This is a genomic window from Streptomyces sp. NPDC046557 (genome assembly GCF_040645975.1).
In the GTDB taxonomy this organism is placed as follows: Bacteria; Actinomycetota; Actinomycetes; order Streptomycetales; family Streptomycetaceae; genus Streptomyces.
Genome location: NZ_JBEYZH010000002.1, coordinates 584,460 through 605,792, shown reverse-complemented (window position 1 = coordinate 605,792; position 21,333 = coordinate 584,460). Strand labels below are relative to the sequence as shown.

Below are 21,333 nucleotides of genomic sequence, written 5' to 3'. Positions count from 1 at the left end.
AGGGCACCCGAGGAAGATCACAGAGGGCGCGGAACGCCCGGCATGGAAGTGGAAGAGCGATTGGTACTGCACGATCGACTTCGATCCATCGCAGCCCCACCTCCTCCGGCCGGTCCCCCGTGGAGGACGTCCTGTCGCCCGGACCCTTGGAACAACGCGTCTGCGTGCGGCCCCGACCAGCTTTCAACACTAGCAGCCGACGCATGGTCAGGACCGCGCCTTTACCCGCCGGATACGAGTTCTATGCTCGCTCCATGGCAGAAATTCTCGCCCTTGTGGAGGCCCGGCTGCGCAACGCGTTCGGCGAACCCGACGCCCGCGCCGCCGTCACCTTCCTCGGCACCGACCGCATCGAGGTACTCCGTTTCGCCGAGGGCGACCTCGTGCGGTACGCGACCCTCGGCATGTCCGCACACCCCATGACCGACCCGACCGCAGCGGTCGCCGACCCGCTGCGCGGGCCGCGCGCCGAACTGGTGCTGACCGTGCGGGCGGGGCTCGCGCCCACCGACAAGGTGCTCCGCCCGCTCGCGGTGCTGGCCGCGTCCCCGATGGTCGAGGGAGTGGTCGTGGCGCCCGGAGCCTCGCTGGACGTGGGTGAACCCCTGTGGGACGGCGCGCAGTTCAGCTCCGTGCTTGTCGCCGAGCCGGGCGGGCTGGTGGAGGATCTCGACCTCGACGAGCCGCTGGAGCCGGTGCGGTTCCTCCCGCTGCTGCCGATGACGGCGAACGAGGCCGCCTGGAAGCGGGTGCACGGGGCGGCCGCCCTTCAGGAGCGCTGGCTCGCGCGCGGCACGGATCTGCGGGACCCTCTGCGTACGGCCGTCGCACTGGACTGATGGAGCGGACCGAGGATCGGGCCGGGGCACCGGACCGTGAGACCGGACTGAGCCCCCGTCGTCGCGGGTACGGATGGCATCCGGACGGGTGAGCGTGCCTTGACGGGGCGCCGGGCGGGGAGGAGCGTGCTTCTTATGAGGGGCGAACCGAGTTGCCCGAAGTGCGGTGGCCGGGTCCGAGCGCCCGGTCTTTTCGCCGACTCCTGGCAGTGCGCGGTGCACGGCGCCGTCCATCCCCTACAGCCTGTGATCCCGCCCAGCGTCGAGGGCCTGGGCGTCATAGTGCACCGGGCACACGTACCGGTGTGGATGCCGTGGCCCCTGCCGGTGGGTTGGCTGTTCACCGGCGTCGCCGCCGCCGGCGACGACCGCAGCGGGGGGCGCGCCACCGCCGTCGCCTGTTCGGGCCCCGGGCCGCTGGGCGGCATGGGGGAGCTGGTGCTCGTCGCGGAGGAACTCGGTGTCGGCCTCGGTGCGCGGTACGCGGGGATCGACGCGCCCGACCCCGGCCCGTTCATGGACGTGTCGGCGCCGCCGCACGCCAAGGTCGTCGCGGCGGGCCGGCCGACGCCGCTGTGGCACGTCAAGGGAGCCCCGGACGACCGGGCCGTGTTCGCCGGCGAGGCGCGCGGGTTGTGGCTGTGGGCCGTGGTCTGGCCCGAGCAGACGGGGCTGCTGATGTACGACGAACTCGTCCTGACCGACCTGCGCGAGGCGGGCGCCGAGGTGGAACTGGTCCCCTGCGGCGCGCTGAGCCCGCGCATTTTGTCCTCTTGACGCGGTCCTCGCACCGCTCTGCCCCGGGAAGCCCCGGCCTGGCGAGGACCCCGTGCTCTGGGCGGCTGCGCCGGGGGCACCCTGGGGAGACTGTCGGGGAGACTCCGTCCGTCGCGGCGCCGGGCCGCCGGGCCGCGGGGCGGAATCCGGGCGCCGGTGCGGTTCACAGCGACGCGCCGGGCGACCGGTCCTCGGACGCCGCCGAGGACGGAAGATGGCGGGGCGGAAGGCCGGGACACCGGTCGTGCCGGGTGAGGGCCGGGCCCGGGTATCCTGGAGCGTCCCCCTTTGTCCGACCGTAGAAGCTGGAGCTCGGCAGTGCGCATCGACCTGCACGCCCACTCCACCGCTTCCGACGGCACCGACACCCCCGCCGAGCTGGTCCGCAACGCGGCCGCCGCCGGGTTGGACGTCGTCGCGCTGACCGACCACGACACCGTCGGCGGCTACGCCGAGGCCGTCGCGGCGCTGCCGCGGGGGCTCACCCTGGTCACCGGAGCGGAGCTGAGCTGCCGGCTCGACGGGATCGGGGTGCACATGCTCGCCTACCTCTTCGACCCCGAGGAGCCCGAGCTGCACGCCGAACGGGAGCTGGTCCGCGACGACCGCACCCCCCGCGCCCAGGCCATGATCGGCAAGCTGCGGGCCCTCGGCGTGGACATCACCTGGGAGCAGGTCGCCCGGATCGCCGGTGCCGGGTCCGTGGGACGCCCGCACATCGCCGCCGCCCTCGTCGAACTCGGCGTCGTGCCCACCGTCTCCGACGCGTTCACGCCCGACTGGCTCGCCGACGGCGGCCGGGCCTACGCCGAGAAGCACGAACTCGACCCCTTCGAGGCGATCCGCCTGGTGAAGGCGGCCGGCGGGGTCACCGTCTTCGCCCACCCCGCCGCCCTCAAGCGCGGCCGGTGCGTGCCCGAGAGCGCCATCGCCGAACTGGCGGCGGCCGGCCTGGACGGCATCGAGGTCGACCACATGGACCACGACACCGCGACGCGCGCCCGACTGCGCGCGCTGGCGGACGAATTCGGCCTGCTGACGACCGGGTCCAGCGACTACCACGGCAGCCGCAAGACCTGCCGCCTCGGGGAGTACACGACCGACCCCGAGATCTACGGCGAGATCACGCGCCGCGCCACCGGGGCCTTCCCCGTTCCCGGCGCCGGTGGACGGCGCCACGAGGCCTGAGCCCTCGCCCGTCCCCGGCCCTTTCGCTACACCCCTCTCTCCTGCAAGGCATCACTGTGTTTGATTTCGCCGTCTTCGGATCCCTATTTCTCACGCTTTTTGTGATTATGGACCCCCCGGGGATCACACCGATCTTCCTCGCCCTGACCTCGGGCCGCGCCACCAAGGTGCAGCGCCGCATGGCCTGGCAGGCCGTCTGCGTGGCCTTCGGTGTCATCGCCGTATTCGGGGTCTGCGGCCAACAGATCCTCGACTACCTGCACGTGTCCGTCCCGGCGCTGATGATCGCGGGCGGTCTGCTCCTGCTGCTGATCGCGCTGGACCTGCTCACCGGCAAGACGGACGAGCCCAAGCAGACCAAGGACGTGAACGTCGCGCTCGTGCCGCTCGGCATGCCCCTGCTGGCGGGCCCGGGCGCGATCGTGTCCGTCATCCTGGCGGTGCAGAAGGCCGACGGCTTCGGCGGGCAGGTCTCCGTCTGGTCGGCGATCATCGCCATGCACGTCGTGCTGTGGATCACCATGCGCTACTCCCTGGTGATCATCCGGGTGATCAAGGACGGCGGGGTCGTCCTGGTGACGCGCCTCGCCGGCATGATGCTGTCCGCGATCGCCGTCCAGCAGATCATCAACGGGGTGCTCCAGGTCATGCACAACGCCTGAGGCGCGGTGCGCAGTGCGCCGTGTGCGCCCTTGCGCCCGACCCCGTACATGCGAATGCCCCGCGCCGGTCCGGTGCGGGGCATTTCGCGTCTCGTTCGTCTCGTCGTCTATCGCGGAAAGCTGATCAGTTGGACGCGGTCTCGGCCGGTCGGATCAGAATGCGCTGGCCGACCGATGCGGCGTGCTGCACGATCCGGTTGACGGAGGCCGCGTCCACGACGGTGCTGTCCACGGCGCTTCCGTGGACATCGTCCAGGCGCAGAATCTCGAAGCGCATGGGCTTCTCCCTTCGTCAGTGTTTCACTTGCACTGGCATAACGAAGTGTAAGCCGCAAACATTCCCTACGCTAAGGAAATTTTTTCCTTCGCTAACGAATCGCCGCGGTCGGGATCGCGGACGTGTCCCAGAAGGCGGCGAGCGCACCCGCCGTGACCTGTGGGTTCTCCGCGTTCGGGGAGTGTTCGGCTCCTTCGACGACGACTCGCGCCGCACTCAAGCGCCGTGCCATGTCGTCCATCAGCGGCACCGGCCAGGCGTAGTCGACCACCCCCGACAGCACCAGCTTGCGCAGCGGTACGTCCGCCAGCTCCGCCACCCGGTCCGGCTCCGAGATCAGTACCCGCCCCGTGCCGATCAGCTGCTCCGGCACCGTGGCCAACCACCGCTCGCGCAGGAAGCCCGCCAGCGCGGGCGAGTCCGGCACGGCGTCCGCCGGGTCCTGGGCGCGCATCGCGGCCCACATCGCCGGCATGTCGTCCCGTAGCGCCTCCAGCGCCGCGATGAGCAGCTTCGTACGGGCCTGTTGGTCCTCGGCGATCGCGGCAGGACCGCTGCTCAGCAAGGTGAGGGAGGCGAAGGGCGCGGCGTCGCGCAGCACGGCCGCGCGGGAGATCAGACCGCCCAGGGAGTGGCCGACCAGGTGGACCGGCCCGGCGTCCAGCGCCTCGGCCTGGGCCAGTAGGTCCCGTGCCAGCTCCTCGCAGGTGTACGCGGACTCGTCGCGCGGGCCGGGGCTCTCGTACTGGCCGCGCCCGTCGACCGCGACCACCCGGTAGCCGGCGGCGGCCAGCGGCTCCAGCAGGCCGATGAAGTCCTCTTTGCTGCCCGTGAAGCCGGGAACCAGTAGGGCCGTGCCGCGCAGCGGCTCACCCGCCTCGTGCACGGCGAACTCCCCGCGCGCGGTCCCGAGACGGTGCGCGCGGGCGACGGACGGCAGGGTCAGGCGGGGCGGCTTGCTCATGGGCCCGAGGTTACCGGCCCGTAGCCCGTGGTGCGGGCTCCGGTACGCGAACGGCCCCGGCCCCCTCCGAAGAGGGGAACGGGGCCGTTCGAGGCGCGGACGCCCGGGCTGGTTACGCCTCCGGCGTCTGTGCGGCGGCCTTGCGGGTCCGGGTGCGCTTCGGCTTGGCGGGCGCCTCCTCCGCGGCGGCGACGGGCGCCTCCACGGCGGCGGCGGCCTTGCGGGTGCGGGTCCGCTTCGGCTTGGCGGCGGCTTCCCCATCGGCTACGGGCGCGGTCTCGGCAGCCACCGGGGCGGCCTCCGCGACCTTGCGGGTCCGGGTGCGCTTCGGCTTCTCCGGTGCCTCCTCGGCCACCGGAGCGGCCTCGGTCGCCACGGGCGCGGCCTCGGCGGCCTTGCGGGTCCGCGTGCGCTTCGGCTTGGCCGGAGCCTCCTCCGCGACCACGGCCGGGGCGGTGACCACGGCGGCTTCGGCGACGGCCTCGACCACCGGCGCCACGGCCTTGCGGGTCCGGGTACGGCGGGCCGGGGCCGGCTCCACCGGCGGGGCCATCTGGAAGTCCGGCTCCGCGGCGGACGGCGCCACGACCCGGCGGACCGGGCGGCGCGGTGCCCGGACGGGCTCCACGGCCGGGGCCATCTGGAAGTCCGGCTCCGGGGCGGCGACCGGTGCCTCGGCGACCGGTGCCTCGACGACCGGGGTCACGGCGGCGGCGGTCACCGACGGCACGGCCGCACGGGTCCGGCGCCGACGCGGCTTGCGCGGCTCATCGCCGGCGGGGGCCTCGGCGACCGGGGTCACCGCGGCGGGTGCCTCGGCGGCGGGGGCCTCGGTGACCGTGGCCGGCGCCTCGGCGCCCAGGTCGCTGCCGCCGCGGGTACGGCGGCGCTGACGCGGGGTCCGCGTACGCGCCGGACGCTCCTCGGCCGGCGCGGCGGCGGCCGGGCCGCGACCGCCACGGCCACCGCGGCCGCCGGTCTCGCCCAGGTCCTCCAGCTGCTCGGCCTTCAGGCCCTCCCGCGTGCGCTCGGCACGCGGCAGGACGCCCTTGGTCCCGGCCGGGATGTTCAGCTCCTCGAACAGGTGCGGCGACGTGGAGTACGTCTCGACCGGGTCGTGGAAGTCCAGCTCCAGCGCCTTGTTGATCAGCTGCCAGCGCGGGATGTCGTCCCAGTCGACCAGGGTGACGGCGATGCCCTTGTTGCCCGCGCGACCGGTACGGCCCACGCGGTGCAGGAAGGTCTTCTCGTCCTCCGGCGCCTGGTAGTTGATGACGTGGGTCACGCCCTCGACGTCGATGCCGCGCGCGGCCACGTCGGTGCACACCAGCACGTCGACCTTGCCGTTGCGGAACGCCCGCAGCGCCTGCTCGCGCGCTCCCTGGCCCAGGTCGCCGTGGACGGCGCCGGAGGCGAAGCCGCGCTTCTCCAACTGCTCGGCGATGTCGGCCGCCGTGCGCTTCGTACGGCAGAAGATCATGGCCAGGCCACGGCCCTCGGCCTGGAGGATGCGGGAGACGAGCTCCGGCTTGTCCATGTTGTGCGCACGGAAGACGTGCTGCTTGATGTTGGCGACGGTCACGCCCTCGCCCTCGGGCGAGGTGGCGCGGATGTGCGTCGGCTGCGTCATGTACCGGCGGGCCAGGCCGATGACCGCGCCCGGCATGGTCGCCGAGAACAGCATGGTCTGACGCTTCGGCGGCAGGTAGTTGATGATCTTCTCGACATCGGGCAGGAAGCCGAGGTCGAGCATCTCGTCGGCCTCGTCCAGGACGAGCGCCCTCACGTGGGACAGGTCCAGCTTGCGCTGACCCGCCAGGTCGAGGAGCCGGCCCGGGGTGCCGACGATGATGTCGACGCCCTTCTTGAGGGCCTCGACCTGCGGCTCGTACGCGCGACCGCCGTATATGGCGAGGACGCGGACGTTGCGGACCTTGCCCGCGGTCAGCAGGTCGTTGGTGACCTGCGTGCACAGCTCGCGGGTCGGGACGACCACGAGGGCCTGCGGCGCGTCCGTCAGCTGGTCGGGACGGGCCCGGCCCGCCTCGACGTCGGCGGGGACGGTGACCCGCTCCAGCAGCGGAAGGCCGAAACCGAGCGTCTTGCCGGTTCCGGTCTTGGCCTGGCCGATGACGTCCGAGCCGGAAAGGGCTACGGGGAGGGTCATCTCCTGGATCGGGAAGGGGGACACGATGCCGACGGCCTCAAGGGCTTCGGCGGTCTCGGGAAGGATCCCGAGGTCACGGAACGTAGTCAGGGTGCTGCCTCTTCTGTGAGACGCGGCGCGAGGCGGCGAGGGGGGTCGTACCGTGCCGGGCTTGCAGTACTACGCCCACCCACGTTCGGGCGAGCCGTACAAAGCTGCGCGGGACCACTAGCCTTCGCTCAAGCGCTTCTGCCGCTGAGGGGGCCCCTCGTGCAGGCGGTACGCATGGACGTACGCACCACACAGAGGGCGGTCGGGTGGAGCCGATCGGGCCACCGACCGGGCATCCTCATTCGGATGGCCCGCCGAGTTTCCGGCAGGCGCATTACCACTGTACCCCGGAATCGCGCAGCCGTGTCGGGTGAATTCACCTGCCGGTCGCGTTTAGGTGGACTGACCAGGGGGTTCGCCCCGGGTTTGGGCGGGCTATTGTGCGGAGCATGTCGACCGTAGAAAACGCATCGCCCGCCGACGACGGCACCGCCGCGGAGGCGGCCGGAATCGCCGCCCAGGACTGGGCGACCGCCTCGGCCTCACCGCAGTACCGGGCAGCCGTCGTGGACCTCCTCGGCGCGCTCGCGTACGGAGAACTCGCGGCGTTCGAGCGCCTGGCCGAGGACGCGAAGCTCGCGCCCACGCTCTCCGACAAGGCAGAACTCGCGAAGATGGCCTCGGCGGAGTTCCACCACTTCGAGCGGCTCAGGGACCGGTTGTCGGCGATCGACGCCGAGCCGACCGCCGCGATGGAGCCCTTCGCCAAGGGCGTCGACGACTTCCACCGCCAGACCGCCCCCTCCGACTGGCTGGAGGGCCTGGTCAAGGCGTACGTCGGCGACTCCATCGCCAGCGACTTCTACCGCGAGGTCGCCACCCACCTGGACACCGACACCCGCGCCCTCGTCGTCGGCGTCCTCGACGACACGGGTCACGGCGGCTTCGCCGTCGAGAAGGTCCGCGCCGCGATCGAGGCCGACCCGCGCGTCGGCGGCCGGCTCGCGCTGTGGGGCCGCCGGCTGATGGGCGAGGCCCTCTCGCAGGCGCAGCGCGTGGTCGCCGAACGCGACGCGCTGTCGACCATGCTGGTCGGCGGCGTCGACGGGATGGCGGCCGGCTTCGACCTCGCGGCCGTCGGCGAGATGTTCACCCGGATCACCAAGGCCCACACCAAGCGGATGGCGGCCCTCGGCCTCGCCGCCTGAGGCCACCCGGCCCCGAGTCGACACGCCGGCCCCGGAGCGGTCACCCCGCCCGGGGCCGGCGTGCGTACGTCCGGTGATCAGCTCCGCGTCGGGAGCGAAAACGGAGGCCGACTGCGGCGGCGGCCCGAATGTCCGGTGGGCCGCAGCAGCAGCGAAAGCACCACCGCGGACACCGACACCGAGCCCAGCAGCGTCGCGGCCAGGCTGTTGTGCCCCGGGCCCAGCGACATGTGGGTGAGGTACGCCCCGAACAGCGCCCCCGCCACACCGCTGACCAGCACCGTTCTGGAAGAGGGCAGCCGTTCCCCGAGCGCGCGCACGGCCGCCCCGGCGAGGGCGAGTCCCAGCAGGCCGGAGCCAAGCGCTTCCATCAGCAGCATGAGGTCCCTTCCGATACGTCAGCGGGCGTTTTCGGGTGCGGCAAGTGCGGTCCTACCCGAAGCGGAAGAAACGGAAACGGCCTGGCGGTTGTTCCGCCAGGCCGTTTCTCGCGATTTGTCGGGACTCGCATCGCCCCGGTCCGCGCGCCTCAGAGCGCGCCGAAGCCCACCTTGCGTCCGCTCGGCTCGCCCAGGTCGACGTAGGCCAGGCGGTCGGACGGCACCAGGACCTTGCGGCCCTTGGCGTCGGTCAGGCTCAGCAGCGGCGCGGTGCCGGACAGCGCCGCCGTGACGATGCGCTCCAGCTCCTCCGCGCTCAGGTCGCTCTCCAGCACGATCTCCCGGGGTGCGTGCTGCACGCCGATCTTGACCTCCACGGCTTTGTCCCTCCGACGATCCGAATGCGCGCGATCAGCCGCGCCGTACCGGGTCCACATTAGCCCGGAGAGGGGACGTGATCGGCTCGCGGCGGACACGCTCGCAGCGAACAGCGGCCCGTGCGGCGGGCCCCGTTCAGGAGGGCCGCCAGGCTCTCAGCCCTCGGCGCCGTGCAGCGGGAAACCGGCGATGCCGCGCCAGGCGAGCGAGGTCAGCAGGCCCACCGCGGTGTCCCGGGCGACCGGGCTCTCGCTCGACAGCCAGTACCGTGCCACCACCTGCGAGACGCCGCCCAGACCCACGGCCAGCAGCATCGACTCGTCCTTCGACAGGCCGGTGTCCTCCGCGATGACGTCGGAGATCGCCTCCGCGCACTGGAGCGAGACCCGGTCGACGCGCTCGCGCACCGCCGGCTCGTTGGTCAGGTCCGACTCGAAGACCAGGCGGAACGCGCCGCCCTCGTCCTCGACGTACGCGAAGTAGGCGTCCATGGTCGCCTCGACGCGCAGCTTGTTGTCGGTCGTCGACTCCAGCGCCGTGCGCACGGCGCTCAACAGCGCCTCGCAGTGCTGGTCCAGCAGTGCGAGGTAGAGGTCGAGCTTGCCGGGGAAGTGCTGGTAGAGCACCGGCTTGCTGACCCCCGCGCGCTCGGCGATGTCGTCCATCGCCGCCGCGTGGTACCCCTGCGCGACGAAAACCTCCTGGGCCGCGCCCAAGAGCTGGTTGCGTCGGGCTCGGCGCGGCAGTCGCGTGCCCCGGGGACGCGCTGCGTCCGTCTGCTCGATGGCTGTCACGCCGCCTCCCACTTTCTCTAAGAACACACTGCGCTCTACGCCGCGCCGCCATCGTACTTTTCGGTAACCGAATCTGGTGGGTTCAAGCCGACTTTTCTCGCTCTACGGACCACTGTCGACCGCCCTGACCCGCTGGTCAGCGGTAGTCGTCCTCGTCCAGCGGGACCACCCGGGCCTGCTCGAAGGCGTCCCCGTCGGTCGCCTCGTCCCGGTCCACACCGGTGGGCCGGTCGTCGTCGTGCGGCTGGACGTCCGTGTGCTGCTCCGCGGCATCCGCCTCGGGCGTCTCCGGGTCGGGAAACTCCCGGAGCTCCTCCTGGAAAGTGTCCGGTTCGGCAGGATCGACCGTCATACCGCTCCCCTCGCCTTCGTCGTCTCCCTATGAGCCTAGGAGGATCGCGGTTACGCCGCCAGGTGGTCCTGTGACCGCCGACACAAGGGGCCGGGTGTGATCGTCTCGTAACATTGGGCCCATGTCTTCGACGGAGCTGCCGGGTGTGAAGGCCGCCGCCGAGCTGACCTCCCAGGTGGGGGGAGCCCGGGTGGCCGCAGGTGAGCGGCTGCGCACGGCACCGCTGTCCGGCCTGGAGCTGAACGTACGTTTTCGGCCATCGGTACGGGACGGGCTGCCGCCCGCGCTCTTCGTGCACGGACTCGGCGGTTCCTCGCAGAACTGGTCGGCGCTGATGGAGCGGCTGGCCGCGGACGTTGACTGCGAAGCCGTCGACCTGCCCGGATTCGGCTGGTCACCACCGCCCGCCGACCGGGACTACTCCGTCACCGGGCTGGCCCGCGTGGTCATCCGGTACCTCGACGCCGCCGGGCGCGGGCCGGTCCACCTGTTCGGGAACTCGCTGGGCGGCGCCGTCTCCACCCGGGTCGCCGCGGTCCGCCCGGACCTCGTACGGACCCTGACGCTGGTCTCGCCGGCGCTGCCGGAGCTGCGCGTACAGAGGTCGGCGGTGCCCACCGCCCTGCTGGCGCTGCCCGGCGTCGCCGCCCTCTTCGGGCGTCTCACCCGGGGCATGAGCGCCGAACAGCGCACCAGGGGGGTGACGGACCTCTGTTACGGAGACCCCTCACGGGTGACGGTGGAGGGCTTCGAGGAGGCCGTCGAGGAGATGGAGCGCCGGATGGCGCTGCCCTACTTCTGGGACGCGATGACCCGCTCCTCGCGCGGGATCGTCGACGCCTACACCCTCGGTGGCCAGCACGGACTGTGGCGGCAGGCGCAGCGCGTGCTCGCTCCGACCCTGCTGATCTACGGCGGTCGCGACCAACTGGTGTCGTACCGCAAGGCGCGCAGGGCCGCCGCGGCCTTCGGCGGTTCGCGGCTGCTGAGTCTGCCGGAGGCGGGGCACGTGGCGATGATGGAGTACCCGGACGTGGTGGCCACCGCCTTCCGGGAACTGCTGCGGGACACCGAACGCGCGCGCCACACTGCTTCCGGAGAACGGCCGGAGCGGTCGGGGCACGGCGGGCGGTCGGAGCACGGCGAGCAGACGGAACAGACGGCAGACACCGAAGACGGCAGAGGCTGAGACGCGTGGGACGACATAGTCGCAAGGACTCCGCCCCTGCCCGGCCCGCGCCAGCGGTGGAGTCCGCGCCGGACGAGCGGCGCCGTGAGCCCGTCCGCGCTCCGGCGCACGGAGCGCCCTTCGACCCCTTCGGTTCCGGTTCCCACACGCACGGCGAGGAGTGGCCGGCCGGGCACCCGCAGCAGCGGGAACCCGGGGGCGCCTGGGGCGGCGCCGGTCCGCGGACCGGGGGCGACACCGCGTACGGGGACTGGCGCGGGGTGCCCAGGACGCGCGTGACGGCGCCGGCGCCGGCCGTGCGGGACACCGACACCCCGGCCTTCGGCATCCCCGTGCTCGCCTTCCCGACGCCGACGCCGACGCCGACGCCGACGCCGACGCCGACGCCGATCGCCGAGCCCGACGCCGACGCCGACAGCGTGATCGGCACCGGCACGCACCGCAGGTTCCCGGGGCCCCGTGGTCCGCTCACCGCACCGGAGCCCGGCCCCGGGCCGCGGTTCGATTCCCGGCCCCAGCCGCAGCCGGCCCAGGCCGAGCCGCAGCCCGAGCCCGAGCCCGAGCCCGAGCCCGAGCCCGAGCCCGAGCCCGAGCCCGAGCCCGAGCCCGAGCCCGAGCCCGAGCCCGAGCCCGAGCCCGAGCCGGAGTCCGGGTCCGGGCGCGGCACGAGGATCCGTACGTACACCGGCATGGCCGCCGTGACCGTGACCACGGTGCTCGCCGTCGTCGTGGCCGGTCAGCTGGCCGGACAGAACGACGGCGACGCCACCCCCACCCGGGCCGCCGCGGACAGCGCGAAGGACCGGCAGGTCGCCGGGCAGTCGCCGGCGTCCCGCTCCGAGGGCCGGGCGACGCCCGAAGTGGGCCCGGCCGAGCCGACGTACGAGCAGAAGATGGCGCAGCAGCTGCCGATCGACGCGAAGCTCACCGGCCCCGGAGTCTTCGACACCGTCCCCGGCGTCGCCAAGGCCCCGGGCAAGGGGAAGCTGCTGCGCTACCGGGTCGATGTGGAACAGGGCCTGGGCATGGACGGCCAGTTGTTCGCGGAGGCCGTGCACCGCACCCTCAACGACCCGCGGAGCTGGGCGCACGGCGGGGAGATGACCTTCGAGCGGGTACCGGGCGGCGAGGCCGATTTCGTGATCACCCTCGCGAGCCCCGGGACCACCGGCGCCTGGTGCGCGAAGTCCGGGTTGGACACCACCGTCGACAACGTCTCCTGTGACTCCGCGGCCACCGAACGGGTGATGATCAACGCGTTCCGCTGGGCCCAGGGTTCCCCGACCTACGGCGCGGACCAGATGTTCGCCTACCGCCAGATGCTCATCAACCACGAGGTCGGCCACCGGCTCGGACACGGGCACGTCAACTGCCGGACCCCGGGCGCGCTCGCCCCGATCATGCAGCAACAGACGAAGTCCCTCGACATCGACAACATCGCCTGCAAGCCGAACCCCTGGGTGTACCCCGGCAATTGACCCCGGCGGCCCGGGGCTCCCCCCGCCGCCCGCCGCGCCCGGTCGCGTAGCGCGCTCGAACGCGACCCGTGCGGGAAAGTTACGACTCTTCACCCCTTCCGGTGGCGCGATGGACAACCGTCCGTCGCGCCTTCGGCATTTCGGCTTGAGTTCTTCCGCGGCGGGTCGACGGACCGGCGGAGACCGCCTGTAACGGGAGATCGGGGGTGCCACTCGTGCGGATCGGACTGCTCACGGAAGGTGGTTATCCGTATGCGACGGGAGAGGCCGGGCTGTGGTGCGACCGGCTCGTGCGCGGGCTGCCGCAGCACGAGTTCGAGCTCTACGCGCTGAGCCGCAGCGCCGAACAGGAAGAGCGCGGCAGCGTGCCGTTGCCCGGCAACGTCACCCGGGTGCGGACCGCCTCGCTGTGGGCGCCGGCCGACGACGGGCGCGGCTACTCCCGGCGGGAGCGCCGCCGGTTCGCCGACTGCTTCGGCGACCTGGTCCGCGGCATCTGCGCGGGTGAGGCCGCCCCCTTCGCCGCCGGACTGTACGGTCTCGCCGAACTCGCCCGCGAACACGGCGGGATGTGCGCGGCCCTGCGCTCGGAAACGGCCGTGCGGGGGGTGGAGGCCGGCTGTCGCGCACCGGGCGCCGGCCGGGCCTTACGGGCGGCCCGGGTCCCGGATCTGCTGGAGTTCGTGGACGAACTGGAGCGAGCCCTGCGGCCGTTGTCCCTCGACTGGTACGGGGCGCTCGGTGCGACCGACGTCTGCCACGCCGCCGGCGGCGGGATCGCGGCGCTCCCCGGGCTGCTGGCCAAACGCTTCTTCGGGGTCCCGCTGCTGGTCACGGAGTACGGGGTACGGCTGCGGGCCCACTACCTGGAGCACTCCCCGGACGAGCGGCCCGCCGTACGGGCCCTACTGGCCGCCTTCCACATCCGCCTGGCCGCCGAGATCTACGCCCGCGCCGACCTGCTGACCCCCGGCAACGCCCACGCCCGCCGCTGGCAGGAGCGGTGCGGGGCCGCGCGGGAACGGGTGCGCACCGTCTACCCGGGGATGGAGGCGGACCGATTCGCCACCGTCGGGGAGGACCCCGACCGCGGTGACCCGGACACGCTCGTGTGGGTCGGGCGGATAGAGCCGGCCAAGGACCTCGTCGCCCTGCTGCACGCCTTCGCCGAGGTGCGCAGGGCGCTGCCGCGGGCCCGGCTGCGGATCTTCGCGACCTCCGCCGCGCCCGACTACCTCGCCGGCTGCCGTTCCCTGGCCGCGCAGCTCTTCCCCGACGAGGCCGCCGACGCGATCACGATGGGGGAGAACCCGGTCACCTTCGAAGGGATCGGCGGACCCGACGCGCCCTCCCCGGCCGACGCGTACGGGGCGGGGCGGGTGGTGTTGCTGTCCTCGGTGATCGAGGGCTTCCCCCTCACCCTCGCCGAAGCGATGTTCTGCGGCCGGGCCACCGTCTCCACCGACGTCGGCGCGGTGTGCGAGGTCATCGGAGGGACCGGGCTGGTCGTACCGCCACGCAACCCCAAGGCCCTGGCCGACGCCTGCCTGTCGCTGCTCCGCGACCCCGAGCGGGCGCGGCGGCTCGGTGCCGCCGCCCGGGCCCGGGCCCTCGAACTGTTCACCGTCGAGCAGAACGTGGCCGCGTTCCGCGACATCTACCTGCTCCTGCTCGCCCAGGGCCCGGCCCGCCCGGAGGCGGGCGTCCCGTTCGCGCAGCCGCCGGAGGCGCGGGTACCGGGTCACTGGACCACACCGACCTGGGCGGCGGCGCCCGAAGCCGCTCCGGGCGAGCCCGCGCCGCCACCGGATTCCGCGCCGTGCGATCCCGTGCCCCTGGCCGGACCCGTACCGGCCGGCCCCGTACCGGCCACGGAGGCGGCGGCATGACCCTCGACGACACCGACCTGCGCCCCGACCCCGCCGCCGCCCCGCGCCGGCGGGCCGCGGGAGACCCCGTCAAGGCCCTGCTGCACCGCCACCGCGACCTGTGCGAGCGCGCCGTCGACCCGCTGGAGATCGCCGCCGGGCTCGAAGCGCACGGCATCACCGACCGCACCGCCACCCGCTTCCGCCACCGGGACGTCTTCTCCCTCGCCGAGGAGCTGTACGCCCGCACCCCCCGCGGCGAGACCCTGGCAGGCCCCGCCCCCGTCGGCGTCGCCGGACCCGCCGCCGTGCGCGGCTTCGGCTGCGCCCTGCTGCCCGGGGCCGTCGCGCTCGGGGCCGTCGCCGCCCGGGTGCCGTGGGCCGGGGCCGTCGCGGTGGCCGTCACCGTCGCCGCGCTGGTGTGGCCCGGGCGGACCGCCGGGGGGCGGTTCCCCGGCCTGCTCCACCTGCTCGCGGCGGCCGCCGTCGGCTGGGCCGTCCACGGGCACGGCCCCGCCCTCGGCGTCGCCCTCGCCCTCGCCGTGGCCCCCGCGCACCTGGCCGCCGCCGGCTTCGCGGCCCGCGCGCGACGGGGGCTCGCCGGCAGCCGGGCCCTGGAGGACTTCGCCGCCGGGGCGCGACCACTGCTGGTCCTCACCGTCGCCGCCTTCACGGTGGCCGCCGCCGGGGCCGCCGCGCTCGCCGGAGCGCCCCTCGCGACCACCGTGCCGCTCGCGGCGCTGCTCCTCCTGACCCGGCTGGTGCTCGCCCACGGCGCACACCGCGTGCCTGCGGCGGCAGCCCTGGCCGTGGCCCTCGTACCGGTCCCGGTCGCGCCGCTCGCCGCCGCCGCGGGACTCCTCGTACACGCCGTCGTCGCGCTGTCCCGTGCCTCCGCACACGCGCGTCCCTGAGCTTTCGGAAACCGATGCCGGAGCGCCGTACCCCTACCACCCCACCCCAGACCCAAGGAGAAACAGGATGACCGGCCAGCCAATCGACCAAGGGGCCGCGCGATGAGGGTGCTGCTGATCGGAGCCAACGGATACCTCGGCCGCTACGTCGCCGACCGGCTGCTCGCCGACCCCGCCGTGCAACTCACCGCGCTCGGCCGGGGCGACGACGCCGACGTCCGCTTCGACCTCGCCACCGGCAGCCCCGGGGCCCTCACCCGGTTCCTCGACGCCGTCCACCCGGGCGTCGTCATCAACTGCGCGGGCGCCACCCGAGGCGGGGCCCGGGAACTGACCCGCCACAACACGGTCGCCGTCGCCACCATCTGCGAGTCGCTGCGCCGCAGCGGCTGCGGGGCCCGGCTCGTCCAGTTGGGCTGCGCCGCCGAGTACGGGCCCAGCCAGCCCGGTTCCTCCACGGCCGAGGACGCAGTCCCGAGACCGGGCGGACCGTACGGCGTCAGCAAGCTGGCCGCGACCGAGCTGGTGCTCGGCTCCGGGCTGGACGCGGTCGTGCTGCGGGTCTTCTCGCCCGTCGGCCCCGGCACCCCCGCCGGATCGCCGCTGGGCCGGCTCGCCGAGGCCATGCGGCGGGCCATGCAGTCCGGCGACGGCGAACTCAAGCTCAGCGGCCTCGGGGTGCAGCGCGACTTCGTCGATGTGCGCGACGTCGCCCGGGCCGTGCACGCGGCCTCCCTGTCCGCCGCCCAGGGCGTCGTCAACATCGGCACCGGCCGCGCGGTCCGGCTGCGCGACGCGGCGGCAGTCCTGGCCCGGGTCGCGGGATACGGCGGCTCGCTGCACGAACTGGACGTACCGCACGGCGGCGGACAGCACCCGCTCGCGCACGGGCATCCGGGGCGGCCGCAGGCCATGCCCGCCATCGGCGCCCCGCGCTCCGAGGCGACCGCCGAGCAGTTGGCCGCCGCTCCCCAGCCCCCGTACCCCGACGGCTGCGGCGCCTGGCAGCAGGCAGACGTCCGCACCGCCCGCGACCGGCTCGGCTGGCGGCCCCGGATCAACCTGGAGGAGTCCCTGGCCGACATCTGGATGGAGGCGGCGTGTCGCATCTGACGACGCCGATGTCCCCGGCCGCCGCCACCGGGGCGGCCCGCCTCGGCCTGGGCACGCCCGGGTACGCGCACCCGCTGCTCGCGCCGGTCGAGTGGGCCGAGCTGACCCGGCCCGGGACCCCGCTGCACTGGGCCGTGCTCAACGTCACGGACGGCCCGGGCGGACGGCCCGACCCGCACTGCGCGGAGGCGGCCGCACGGCTGCGCGGTGCGGGTGGTGCGGGCGGCACGGACCGTCGTCTGCTCGGCCGTCTCGCCATGCGGGACGGGGCGCGGTCGTTCGGGGAGTTGATCTCCGACGCCCACCGCTTCCGCGACTGGTACGGGGTCGGCGGTTTCTACCTCGCCGACACCCCGGCGGACCGGGCGGACCTGCCCGCGGTGCGCCGCGTCGTGGACACCCTGCGCGGGCTCGGCGACGGCCTGCGTATCGTGCTCGACCACGGCACCCACCCCTACGAGGGCTACGCGGAGACCGCCGACCAACTGGTCACCTTCTCCGGGTCCTGGGCCGATTACCGTTGGTCGCTGGTGGCGGAGTGGACGGCCGAGTACCCGCCGGAGCTCTTCTGCCACCTGGTGCACGGCGTGCCGCGCACCCACCTGGAAGAGGCGCTGCGGATCGCCCGCTGGCAGGGCGCCGGGACGATCTGGTTCACCGACCGGCGCGGTACCCCCGACCGGGACCCGTGGGCGTCGATGCCCGGGTACTGGGACGAAATCGTCTCGCGTATCGGACCAGGTGTCTCGGAATGAAGAAGGGCGTGGCAGTGTTACGGGGAGAACCAACGTTCAGACATACCCATCTACGGAGTCCCCGTGTCGCTGCCACCCCTGGTAGAGCCAGCTGCTGAGCTCACCGTTGACGAGGTCCGTCGGTACTCCCGCCACCTGATCATCCCGGATGTCGGGATGGACGGCCAGAAGCGCCTCAAGAACGCCAAGGTGCTGGCCGTGGGCGCGGGCGGCCTCGGCTCGCCCGCCCTCATGTACCTGGCCGCGGCCGGCGTCGGCACGCTGGGCATCGTGGAGTTCGACGAGGTCGACGAGTCGAACCTCCAGCGTCAGATCATCCACAGCCAGGCGGACATCGGCCGGTCGAAGGCCGAGTCGGCCCGTGACAGCGTGCTGGGCATCAACCCGTACGTGAACGTGGTCCTTCACGAAGAGCGGCTCGAAGCCGAGAACGTGATGGAGATCTTCAGCCAGTACGACCTCATCGTCGACGGCACGGACAACTTCGCCACGCGCTACCTCGTCAACGACGCCTGCGTGCTGCTGAACAAGCCGTACGTGTGGGGCTCCATCTACCGCTTCGACGGCCAGGCGTCGGTGTTCTGGTCCGAGCACGGGCCGTGCTACCGCTGCCTGTACCCGGAGCCGCCGCCGCCGGGCATGGTCCCGAGCTGTGCCGAGGGCGGCGTGCTGGGCGTGCTCTGCGCGTCCATCGGTTCCATCCAGGTGACCGAGGCCATCAAGGTCCTCACGGGTGTCGGCGAGCCGCTCGTCGGCCGTCTGATGATCTACGACGCCCTGGAGATGCAGTACCGCCAGGTCAAGGTCCGCAAGGACCCCGACTGCGCCGTCTGCGGCCCGAACCCGACCGTCACGGAGCTCATCGACTACGAGGCGTTCTGCGGTGTCGTGTCGGAGGAGGCCCAGGAGGCGGCGGCCGGTTCGACGATCACTCCCAAGCAGCTCAAGGAGTGGATCGACAACGACGAGCCGATCGAGATCATCGACGTCCGGGAGAAGAACGAGTACGAGATCGTCTCGATCCCCGGCGCGAAGCTGATCCCCAAGGGCGAGTTCCTGATGGGCACCGCCCTCCAGGACCTGCCGCAGGACAAGCGGATCGTCTTGCATTGCAAGACGGGTGTCCGCAGTGCGGAAGTCCTCGCCGTCCTGAAGTCCGCCGGCTTCTCCGACGCGGTGCACGTCGGCGGCGGCGTCATCGGCTGGGTCCACCAGATCGAGCCCGAGAAGCCGGTTTACTGATCATCCGCCGGTCGCACTTCAGGGGCCGTGCCGCGTATGCGGTACGGCCCCTCCGCGTGTGTGCCGCCGCTGCTCAGGCACCCGCGTCCGGCTGGTCGGGCAGCGAGGGCTGGGACGACGGGCTCTTGCTCGGTGTGCAGACCTTGCCCGCCGGCGGCACCTTGCCGTCCAGCAGGTAGGCGTTCGTCACCTGCTGGACGCAGGGGTCGCCGCTGTTGTACGCGCCGTGCCCCTGGCCCTTGTACGTCAGCTCCACGCCGACGCCGGGGCCGAGCCGCTCCACCATCTTGCGCGCGCCCTCGTACGGGGTGGCCGGGTCGCCGGTGTTGCCGATCACCAAGATCGGGGCGGACCCGCGGGCCGAGACGTCCGGGGTCTCCCAGGCGCCCGCGACCGGCCAGCCCGTGCAGCTCGTCAGCGCCCAGCCGAGGAAGTCGCCGAAGACGGGCGACGCCGAACGGAACTGCGGCAGCTTGGACTTGGCCTGCTCCAGGGTGAAGCGCTCCTTGGAGTCGGCGCAGTTGATCGCCGTGTTCGCCGCCCCGATGTTGCTGTAACGGCCTTGCTGGTCCCGGCCGTTGAGGGCGTCCGACAGGGCCATCAGCAACTGCCCCTGGCCGCCCTGGGCCTCGTCCAGCCCCTGCTCCAGCAGGGGCCACAGCTCCTTGGAGTAGAGCGCTTGGGCGATGCCGTTGGTGGCGGCGGAGTCGGTGAGCCGCCGCCCGCCGAGCCCGGGGATCGGCTTGACCGCCAGCTCCTTCTGGAGCCGGGTGACGTTCTCCTCGACCTCCTTGGCGGTGCTGCCCTGGAGCCGGCAGGCGTCGCCCCGGTCCACGCAGTCCTGGGCGAAGTTGTCGAGCGCCAACTGGAAGCCCTTCGCCTGGCCCAGCGCCCCCTGCTCGGAGGTCTGGGTCGGGTCCACGACGGCATCGAGGACCGCCCGGCCGACGTTTTTCGGGAAGAGGTGGGCGTAGACCCCGCCGAGTTCGGTCCCGTAGGAGATGCCGAAGTAGTGCAGCTTCTCGTCGCCGAGCGCCTGACGGATCCGGTCCAGGTCGCGGGCGGCGTTCTCGGTGCCGACGTAGGGCAGGACCTTGCCGGAGTTCTGCACGCAGGCCTGCTGGTATTTCTTGGTGTTGTCGGTGAACGCCCTCTCCTGTTCCGGGGTCGCCGGCGTGGAGTCCGAGGCGTAGTACGCGTCCAGCTGCCGGTCGTTCTCGCACAGGACGGGCGCGCTGCGGCCCACGCCGCGCGGGTCGAAGCTGACGAGGTCGTAGCGCGAGCGCAGCGCCTCGTACTCCTTGGCGGCGCCGGGCAGGGTGGTGACGCCGGAGCCGCCGGGGCCGCCGAAGTTGAAGACCAGGGACCCGACGCGCTTGTCCTTGTCGCGCGCCTCGGCGCGGATCAGGGCCAGCGGAATCGTTTCTCCTTCAGGTTTCGCGTAGTCGAGGGGAACGTCGAGGGTCGCGCACTGCCAGTCCTTGCCGGGCGCCTGTCCGCCGCCCTCGGCGGGAGTGGGGGCGTCGCACGCGTCCCACTTCAGGGCCTTGGGCGGGTTGGCGCCCGAGGTCTTCTTGTCCTTCTCCGAACCGTCGCCGGACGAACAGGCGCCGGCGGTGAACAGCGCGGCGGCGACGGCCGCGGCGGCGGTGGCCCGCAGTGCGTTTCTCGGCATGTCCCCATCCTGTGGGCGCGCGGGCCCGGGCGCGCGGGTGATGGGCCGTTCGGGGGTGTGCGGCGGGGTGGGCGTAAGGGCTGCGCGGGGGTGTGCGCGGCGGGGCCGTACGTGGTCACCTGGATCCATGGACCACTCCCAGCGGGTCGGGATCGGCGAAGCCGCGGCCCTGACCGGTACGACGCCCGACGCCATCCGGCACTTCCACCGGATCGGGCTGCTGCCGGAGCCCGAGCGCAACCCGCGCGAGCGGCGGCGGTACGGGTACGGGGACCTCGTCGGAGTCCTGTGGGCGCGGGCGACCACGGAACTGGGGCTGCCCCCGGCCGAGGCCGGGCGGGACGACCCGCCGGCGGAGCTGGAGGAGCTGGAGGCGTCGCTGGAGGGGCAACGGGAGCGGGCCGGGGAGTTGCTGTCGGCGGTGCGGGAGCTGCGCGCGTGCGGGGGCGACCTGGGACGGCCGGCCGCCGGGGTGGCCCGGACGCCCGGACACCGGACGTCCACCCTGCACCCGCGGCTCCGGGCGGAGCAGCGGCGGCTGGAGGTGGAGATCGAGGTGCTCTCCGACCCGGGTTTCCCGCCGGACGACCCCCGGGTGGTGGCCCTGGCCCACGACTTCTCGGTCCACCTGCTGGCGCTGGAGGCGGCGGAACGCGCGGCGGACTTCCCGGAGCCGGACTTCCTCGACTCCCCGCCCCCCACGCCCCCACCCGAAGCATCCTCCGACGTCCTCACCCTCTCGGGCCTCCTCTCCCCGGCCCTGGCCCGCGTGGCGGAACTCCTCTCCCATCGCCCCCCGCCCACATGACCCCGCCCCGCGGCCGGTGCCCCCGGCCGGTAGCTCCGGATGTCACCCGTCCTGCGGCTGCGCGACGGTCCCGCCCGGAAGCCCGGGCGGCGGACTTCCGGCGGGGCGCCGACGGGCCCTACGGGGGCCAGGGGCGGCGGCTTCGACCGCCCGCCGGTGCTCGCCGCGGTGTCCCGGTCCGTCCGGGGATGGCGGGCGCGGCTTCGGGGCGAGTGGCGGAGCGCCGGCCGACCTCGCCAGGGACCCGGGGGAGAGATGTGGTGCCGGGGCGTCGC

General features: G+C 73.2%; 21 protein-coding genes. 13 read left to right on the top strand and 8 right to left on the bottom strand.

What is annotated here, in order from left to right:
* Positions 1-254 precede the first annotated feature (254 nt).
* From ABZ934_RS07940 to ABZ934_RS07925, 4 genes are all read left to right on the top strand, one after another.
* Positions 255-839: a suppressor of fused domain protein gene (locus ABZ934_RS07940; RefSeq protein ID WP_361309836.1), complete on the top strand. Its 585-nt coding sequence runs from the start codon at positions 255-257 to the stop codon at positions 837-839.
* 135 nt (positions 840-974) lie between these two features.
* Positions 975-1,616 carry a DUF6758 family protein gene (locus ABZ934_RS07935; protein WP_361309833.1) on the top strand — a complete coding sequence of 214 codons (642 nt, stop codon included), beginning with the start codon at positions 975-977 and terminating at the stop codon, positions 1,614-1,616.
* A gap of 318 nt (positions 1,617-1,934) precedes the next feature.
* Positions 1,935-2,804 carry a PHP domain-containing protein gene (locus ABZ934_RS07930; protein WP_361309830.1) on the top strand — a complete coding sequence of 290 codons (870 nt, stop codon included), beginning with the start codon at positions 1,935-1,937 and terminating at the stop codon, positions 2,802-2,804.
* A 56-nt stretch (positions 2,805-2,860) separates the two neighbouring features.
* Complete coding sequence (locus ABZ934_RS07925) at positions 2,861-3,466, top strand: MarC family protein (RefSeq protein WP_361309827.1); 606 nt, start codon at positions 2,861-2,863, stop codon at positions 3,464-3,466.
* A gap of 124 nt (positions 3,467-3,590) precedes the next feature.
* Here the strand turns inward: ABZ934_RS07925 and ABZ934_RS07920 are convergent, their stop codons facing one another.
* The 3 genes from ABZ934_RS07920 to ABZ934_RS07910 form a co-directional block, all read right to left on the bottom strand.
* Positions 3,591-3,743, bottom strand: a complete 153-nt coding sequence (locus tag ABZ934_RS07920) for a hypothetical protein (RefSeq protein WP_361309824.1) — start codon at positions 3,741-3,743, stop codon at positions 3,591-3,593.
* A gap of 91 nt (positions 3,744-3,834) precedes the next feature.
* The gene (locus ABZ934_RS07915; RefSeq protein ID WP_361309821.1) at positions 3,835-4,707 is read right to left on the bottom strand and encodes an alpha/beta hydrolase; all 873 of its coding nucleotides are present in this window, start codon (positions 4,705-4,707) and stop codon (positions 3,835-3,837) included.
* Positions 4,708-4,819: 112 nt separating this feature from the next.
* Positions 4,820-6,874: a DEAD/DEAH box helicase gene (locus ABZ934_RS07910; RefSeq protein ID WP_361309819.1), complete on the bottom strand. Its 2,055-nt coding sequence runs from the start codon at positions 6,872-6,874 to the stop codon at positions 4,820-4,822.
* Between the two features lie 479 nt (positions 6,875-7,353).
* On the opposite strand from ABZ934_RS07910, the gene ABZ934_RS07905 reads away from it, so the two are divergent.
* Entirely contained in the window at positions 7,354-8,112 is a 759-nt protein-coding gene (locus ABZ934_RS07905) for a ferritin-like fold-containing protein (protein WP_361309816.1), read from the top strand.
* A gap of 77 nt (positions 8,113-8,189) precedes the next feature.
* Here ABZ934_RS07905 and ABZ934_RS07900 read toward each other — a convergent pair whose 3' ends face one another.
* The 4 genes from ABZ934_RS07900 to ABZ934_RS07885 all read right to left on the bottom strand — a co-directional run bounded on the left by ABZ934_RS07900 (position 8,190) and on the right by ABZ934_RS07885 (position 10,016).
* Positions 8,190-8,489: a hypothetical protein gene (locus tag ABZ934_RS07900; protein WP_361310312.1), complete on the bottom strand. Its 300-nt coding sequence runs from the start codon at positions 8,487-8,489 to the stop codon at positions 8,190-8,192.
* 152 nt (positions 8,490-8,641) lie between these two features.
* Positions 8,642-8,869: a DUF3107 domain-containing protein gene (locus ABZ934_RS07895; protein WP_361309814.1), complete on the bottom strand. Its 228-nt coding sequence runs from the start codon at positions 8,867-8,869 to the stop codon at positions 8,642-8,644.
* Between the two features lie 156 nt (positions 8,870-9,025).
* The gene (locus tag ABZ934_RS07890) at positions 9,026-9,664 is read right to left on the bottom strand and encodes a TetR/AcrR family transcriptional regulator (RefSeq protein ID WP_361309811.1); all 639 of its coding nucleotides are present in this window, start codon (positions 9,662-9,664) and stop codon (positions 9,026-9,028) included.
* A 136-nt stretch (positions 9,665-9,800) separates the two neighbouring features.
* Positions 9,801-10,016 carry a hypothetical protein gene (locus tag ABZ934_RS07885; protein WP_361309808.1) on the bottom strand — a complete coding sequence of 72 codons (216 nt, stop codon included), beginning with the start codon at positions 10,014-10,016 and terminating at the stop codon, positions 9,801-9,803.
* A gap of 121 nt (positions 10,017-10,137) precedes the next feature.
* Between ABZ934_RS07885 and ABZ934_RS07880 the strand changes: the two genes are divergently transcribed.
* The 7 genes from ABZ934_RS07880 to moeZ all read left to right on the top strand — a co-directional run bounded on the left by ABZ934_RS07880 (position 10,138) and on the right by moeZ (position 18,575).
* Positions 10,138-11,205 (top strand): alpha/beta hydrolase, encoded by a 1,068-nt coding sequence (locus tag ABZ934_RS07880; protein WP_361309805.1) that lies wholly within the window; start codon positions 10,138-10,140, stop codon positions 11,203-11,205.
* A gap of 5 nt (positions 11,206-11,210) precedes the next feature.
* Complete coding sequence (locus ABZ934_RS07875) at positions 11,211-12,683, top strand: DUF3152 domain-containing protein (protein WP_361309803.1); 1,473 nt, start codon at positions 11,211-11,213, stop codon at positions 12,681-12,683.
* Positions 12,684-12,898: 215 nt separating this feature from the next.
* Entirely contained in the window at positions 12,899-14,572 is a 1,674-nt protein-coding gene (locus ABZ934_RS07870; protein ID WP_361309801.1) for a DUF3492 domain-containing protein, read from the top strand.
* The gene (locus tag ABZ934_RS07865; protein ID WP_361309798.1) at positions 14,569-15,465 is read left to right on the top strand and encodes a hypothetical protein; all 897 of its coding nucleotides are present in this window, start codon (positions 14,569-14,571) and stop codon (positions 15,463-15,465) included. Before ABZ934_RS07870 ends, ABZ934_RS07865 begins: the two co-directional genes overlap by 4 nt.
* 102 nt (positions 15,466-15,567) lie before the next feature.
* On the top strand, positions 15,568-16,578 hold the full coding sequence (locus ABZ934_RS07860) for an NAD-dependent epimerase/dehydratase (RefSeq protein WP_361309796.1): 1,011 nt from the start codon (positions 15,568-15,570) through the stop codon (positions 16,576-16,578).
* On the top strand, positions 16,566-17,333 hold the full coding sequence (locus ABZ934_RS07855) for a spherulation-specific family 4 protein (RefSeq protein ID WP_361309794.1): 768 nt from the start codon (positions 16,566-16,568) through the stop codon (positions 17,331-17,333). The genes ABZ934_RS07860 and ABZ934_RS07855 overlap by 13 nt, the downstream gene beginning before the upstream one ends.
* Positions 17,334-17,396: 63 nt before the next feature.
* Positions 17,397-18,575: an adenylyltransferase/sulfurtransferase MoeZ gene (gene moeZ, locus ABZ934_RS07850; protein WP_361309791.1), complete on the top strand. Its 1,179-nt coding sequence runs from the start codon at positions 17,397-17,399 to the stop codon at positions 18,573-18,575.
* A gap of 73 nt (positions 18,576-18,648) precedes the next feature.
* On the opposite strand, the gene ABZ934_RS07845 is transcribed toward moeZ, so the two are convergent.
* The gene (locus ABZ934_RS07845) at positions 18,649-20,250 is read right to left on the bottom strand and encodes an alpha/beta hydrolase (RefSeq protein WP_361309788.1); all 1,602 of its coding nucleotides are present in this window, start codon (positions 20,248-20,250) and stop codon (positions 18,649-18,651) included.
* 127 nt (positions 20,251-20,377) lie between these two features.
* Here ABZ934_RS07845 and ABZ934_RS07840 point away from each other — a divergent pair, with 127 nt between their 5' ends.
* Positions 20,378-21,058, top strand: coding sequence for a MerR family DNA-binding transcriptional regulator (locus tag ABZ934_RS07840; protein ID WP_361309785.1), 681 nt, complete (start codon positions 20,378-20,380; stop codon positions 21,056-21,058).
* The last annotated feature ends 275 nt before the right edge of the window (positions 21,059-21,333 follow it).

Excerpts from the sequence above, each read along its gene's own strand:
- ABZ934_RS07940 (WP_361309836.1), top strand. The coding sequence starts at position 255 with ATGGCAGAAATTCTCGCCCTTGTGGAGGCCCGGCTGCGCAACGCGTTC.
- ABZ934_RS07935 (WP_361309833.1), top strand. The coding sequence starts at position 975 with ATGAGGGGCGAACCGAGTTGCCCGAAGTGCGGTGGCCGGGTCCGAGCG.
- ABZ934_RS07920 (WP_361309824.1), bottom strand. The coding sequence starts at position 3,743 with ATGCGCTTCGAGATTCTGCGCCTGGACGATGTCCACGGAAGCGCCGTG.
- ABZ934_RS07915 (WP_361309821.1), bottom strand. The coding sequence starts at position 4,707 with ATGAGCAAGCCGCCCCGCCTGACCCTGCCGTCCGTCGCCCGCGCGCAC.
- ABZ934_RS07910 (WP_361309819.1), bottom strand. The coding sequence starts at position 6,874 with ATGACCCTCCCCGTAGCCCTTTCCGGCTCGGACGTCATCGGCCAGGCC.
- ABZ934_RS07905 (WP_361309816.1), top strand. The coding sequence starts at position 7,354 with ATGTCGACCGTAGAAAACGCATCGCCCGCCGACGACGGCACCGCCGCG.
- ABZ934_RS07885 (WP_361309808.1), bottom strand. The coding sequence starts at position 10,016 with ATGACGGTCGATCCTGCCGAACCGGACACTTTCCAGGAGGAGCTCCGG.
- ABZ934_RS07880 (WP_361309805.1), top strand. The coding sequence starts at position 10,138 with ATGTCTTCGACGGAGCTGCCGGGTGTGAAGGCCGCCGCCGAGCTGACC.
- ABZ934_RS07865 (WP_361309798.1), top strand. The coding sequence starts at position 14,569 with ATGACCCTCGACGACACCGACCTGCGCCCCGACCCCGCCGCCGCCCCG.
- ABZ934_RS07860 (WP_361309796.1), top strand. The coding sequence starts at position 15,568 with ATGAGGGTGCTGCTGATCGGAGCCAACGGATACCTCGGCCGCTACGTC.
- ABZ934_RS07845 (WP_361309788.1), bottom strand. The coding sequence starts at position 20,250 with ATGCCGAGAAACGCACTGCGGGCCACCGCCGCCGCGGCCGTCGCCGCC.
- ABZ934_RS07840 (WP_361309785.1), top strand. The coding sequence starts at position 20,378 with ATGGACCACTCCCAGCGGGTCGGGATCGGCGAAGCCGCGGCCCTGACC.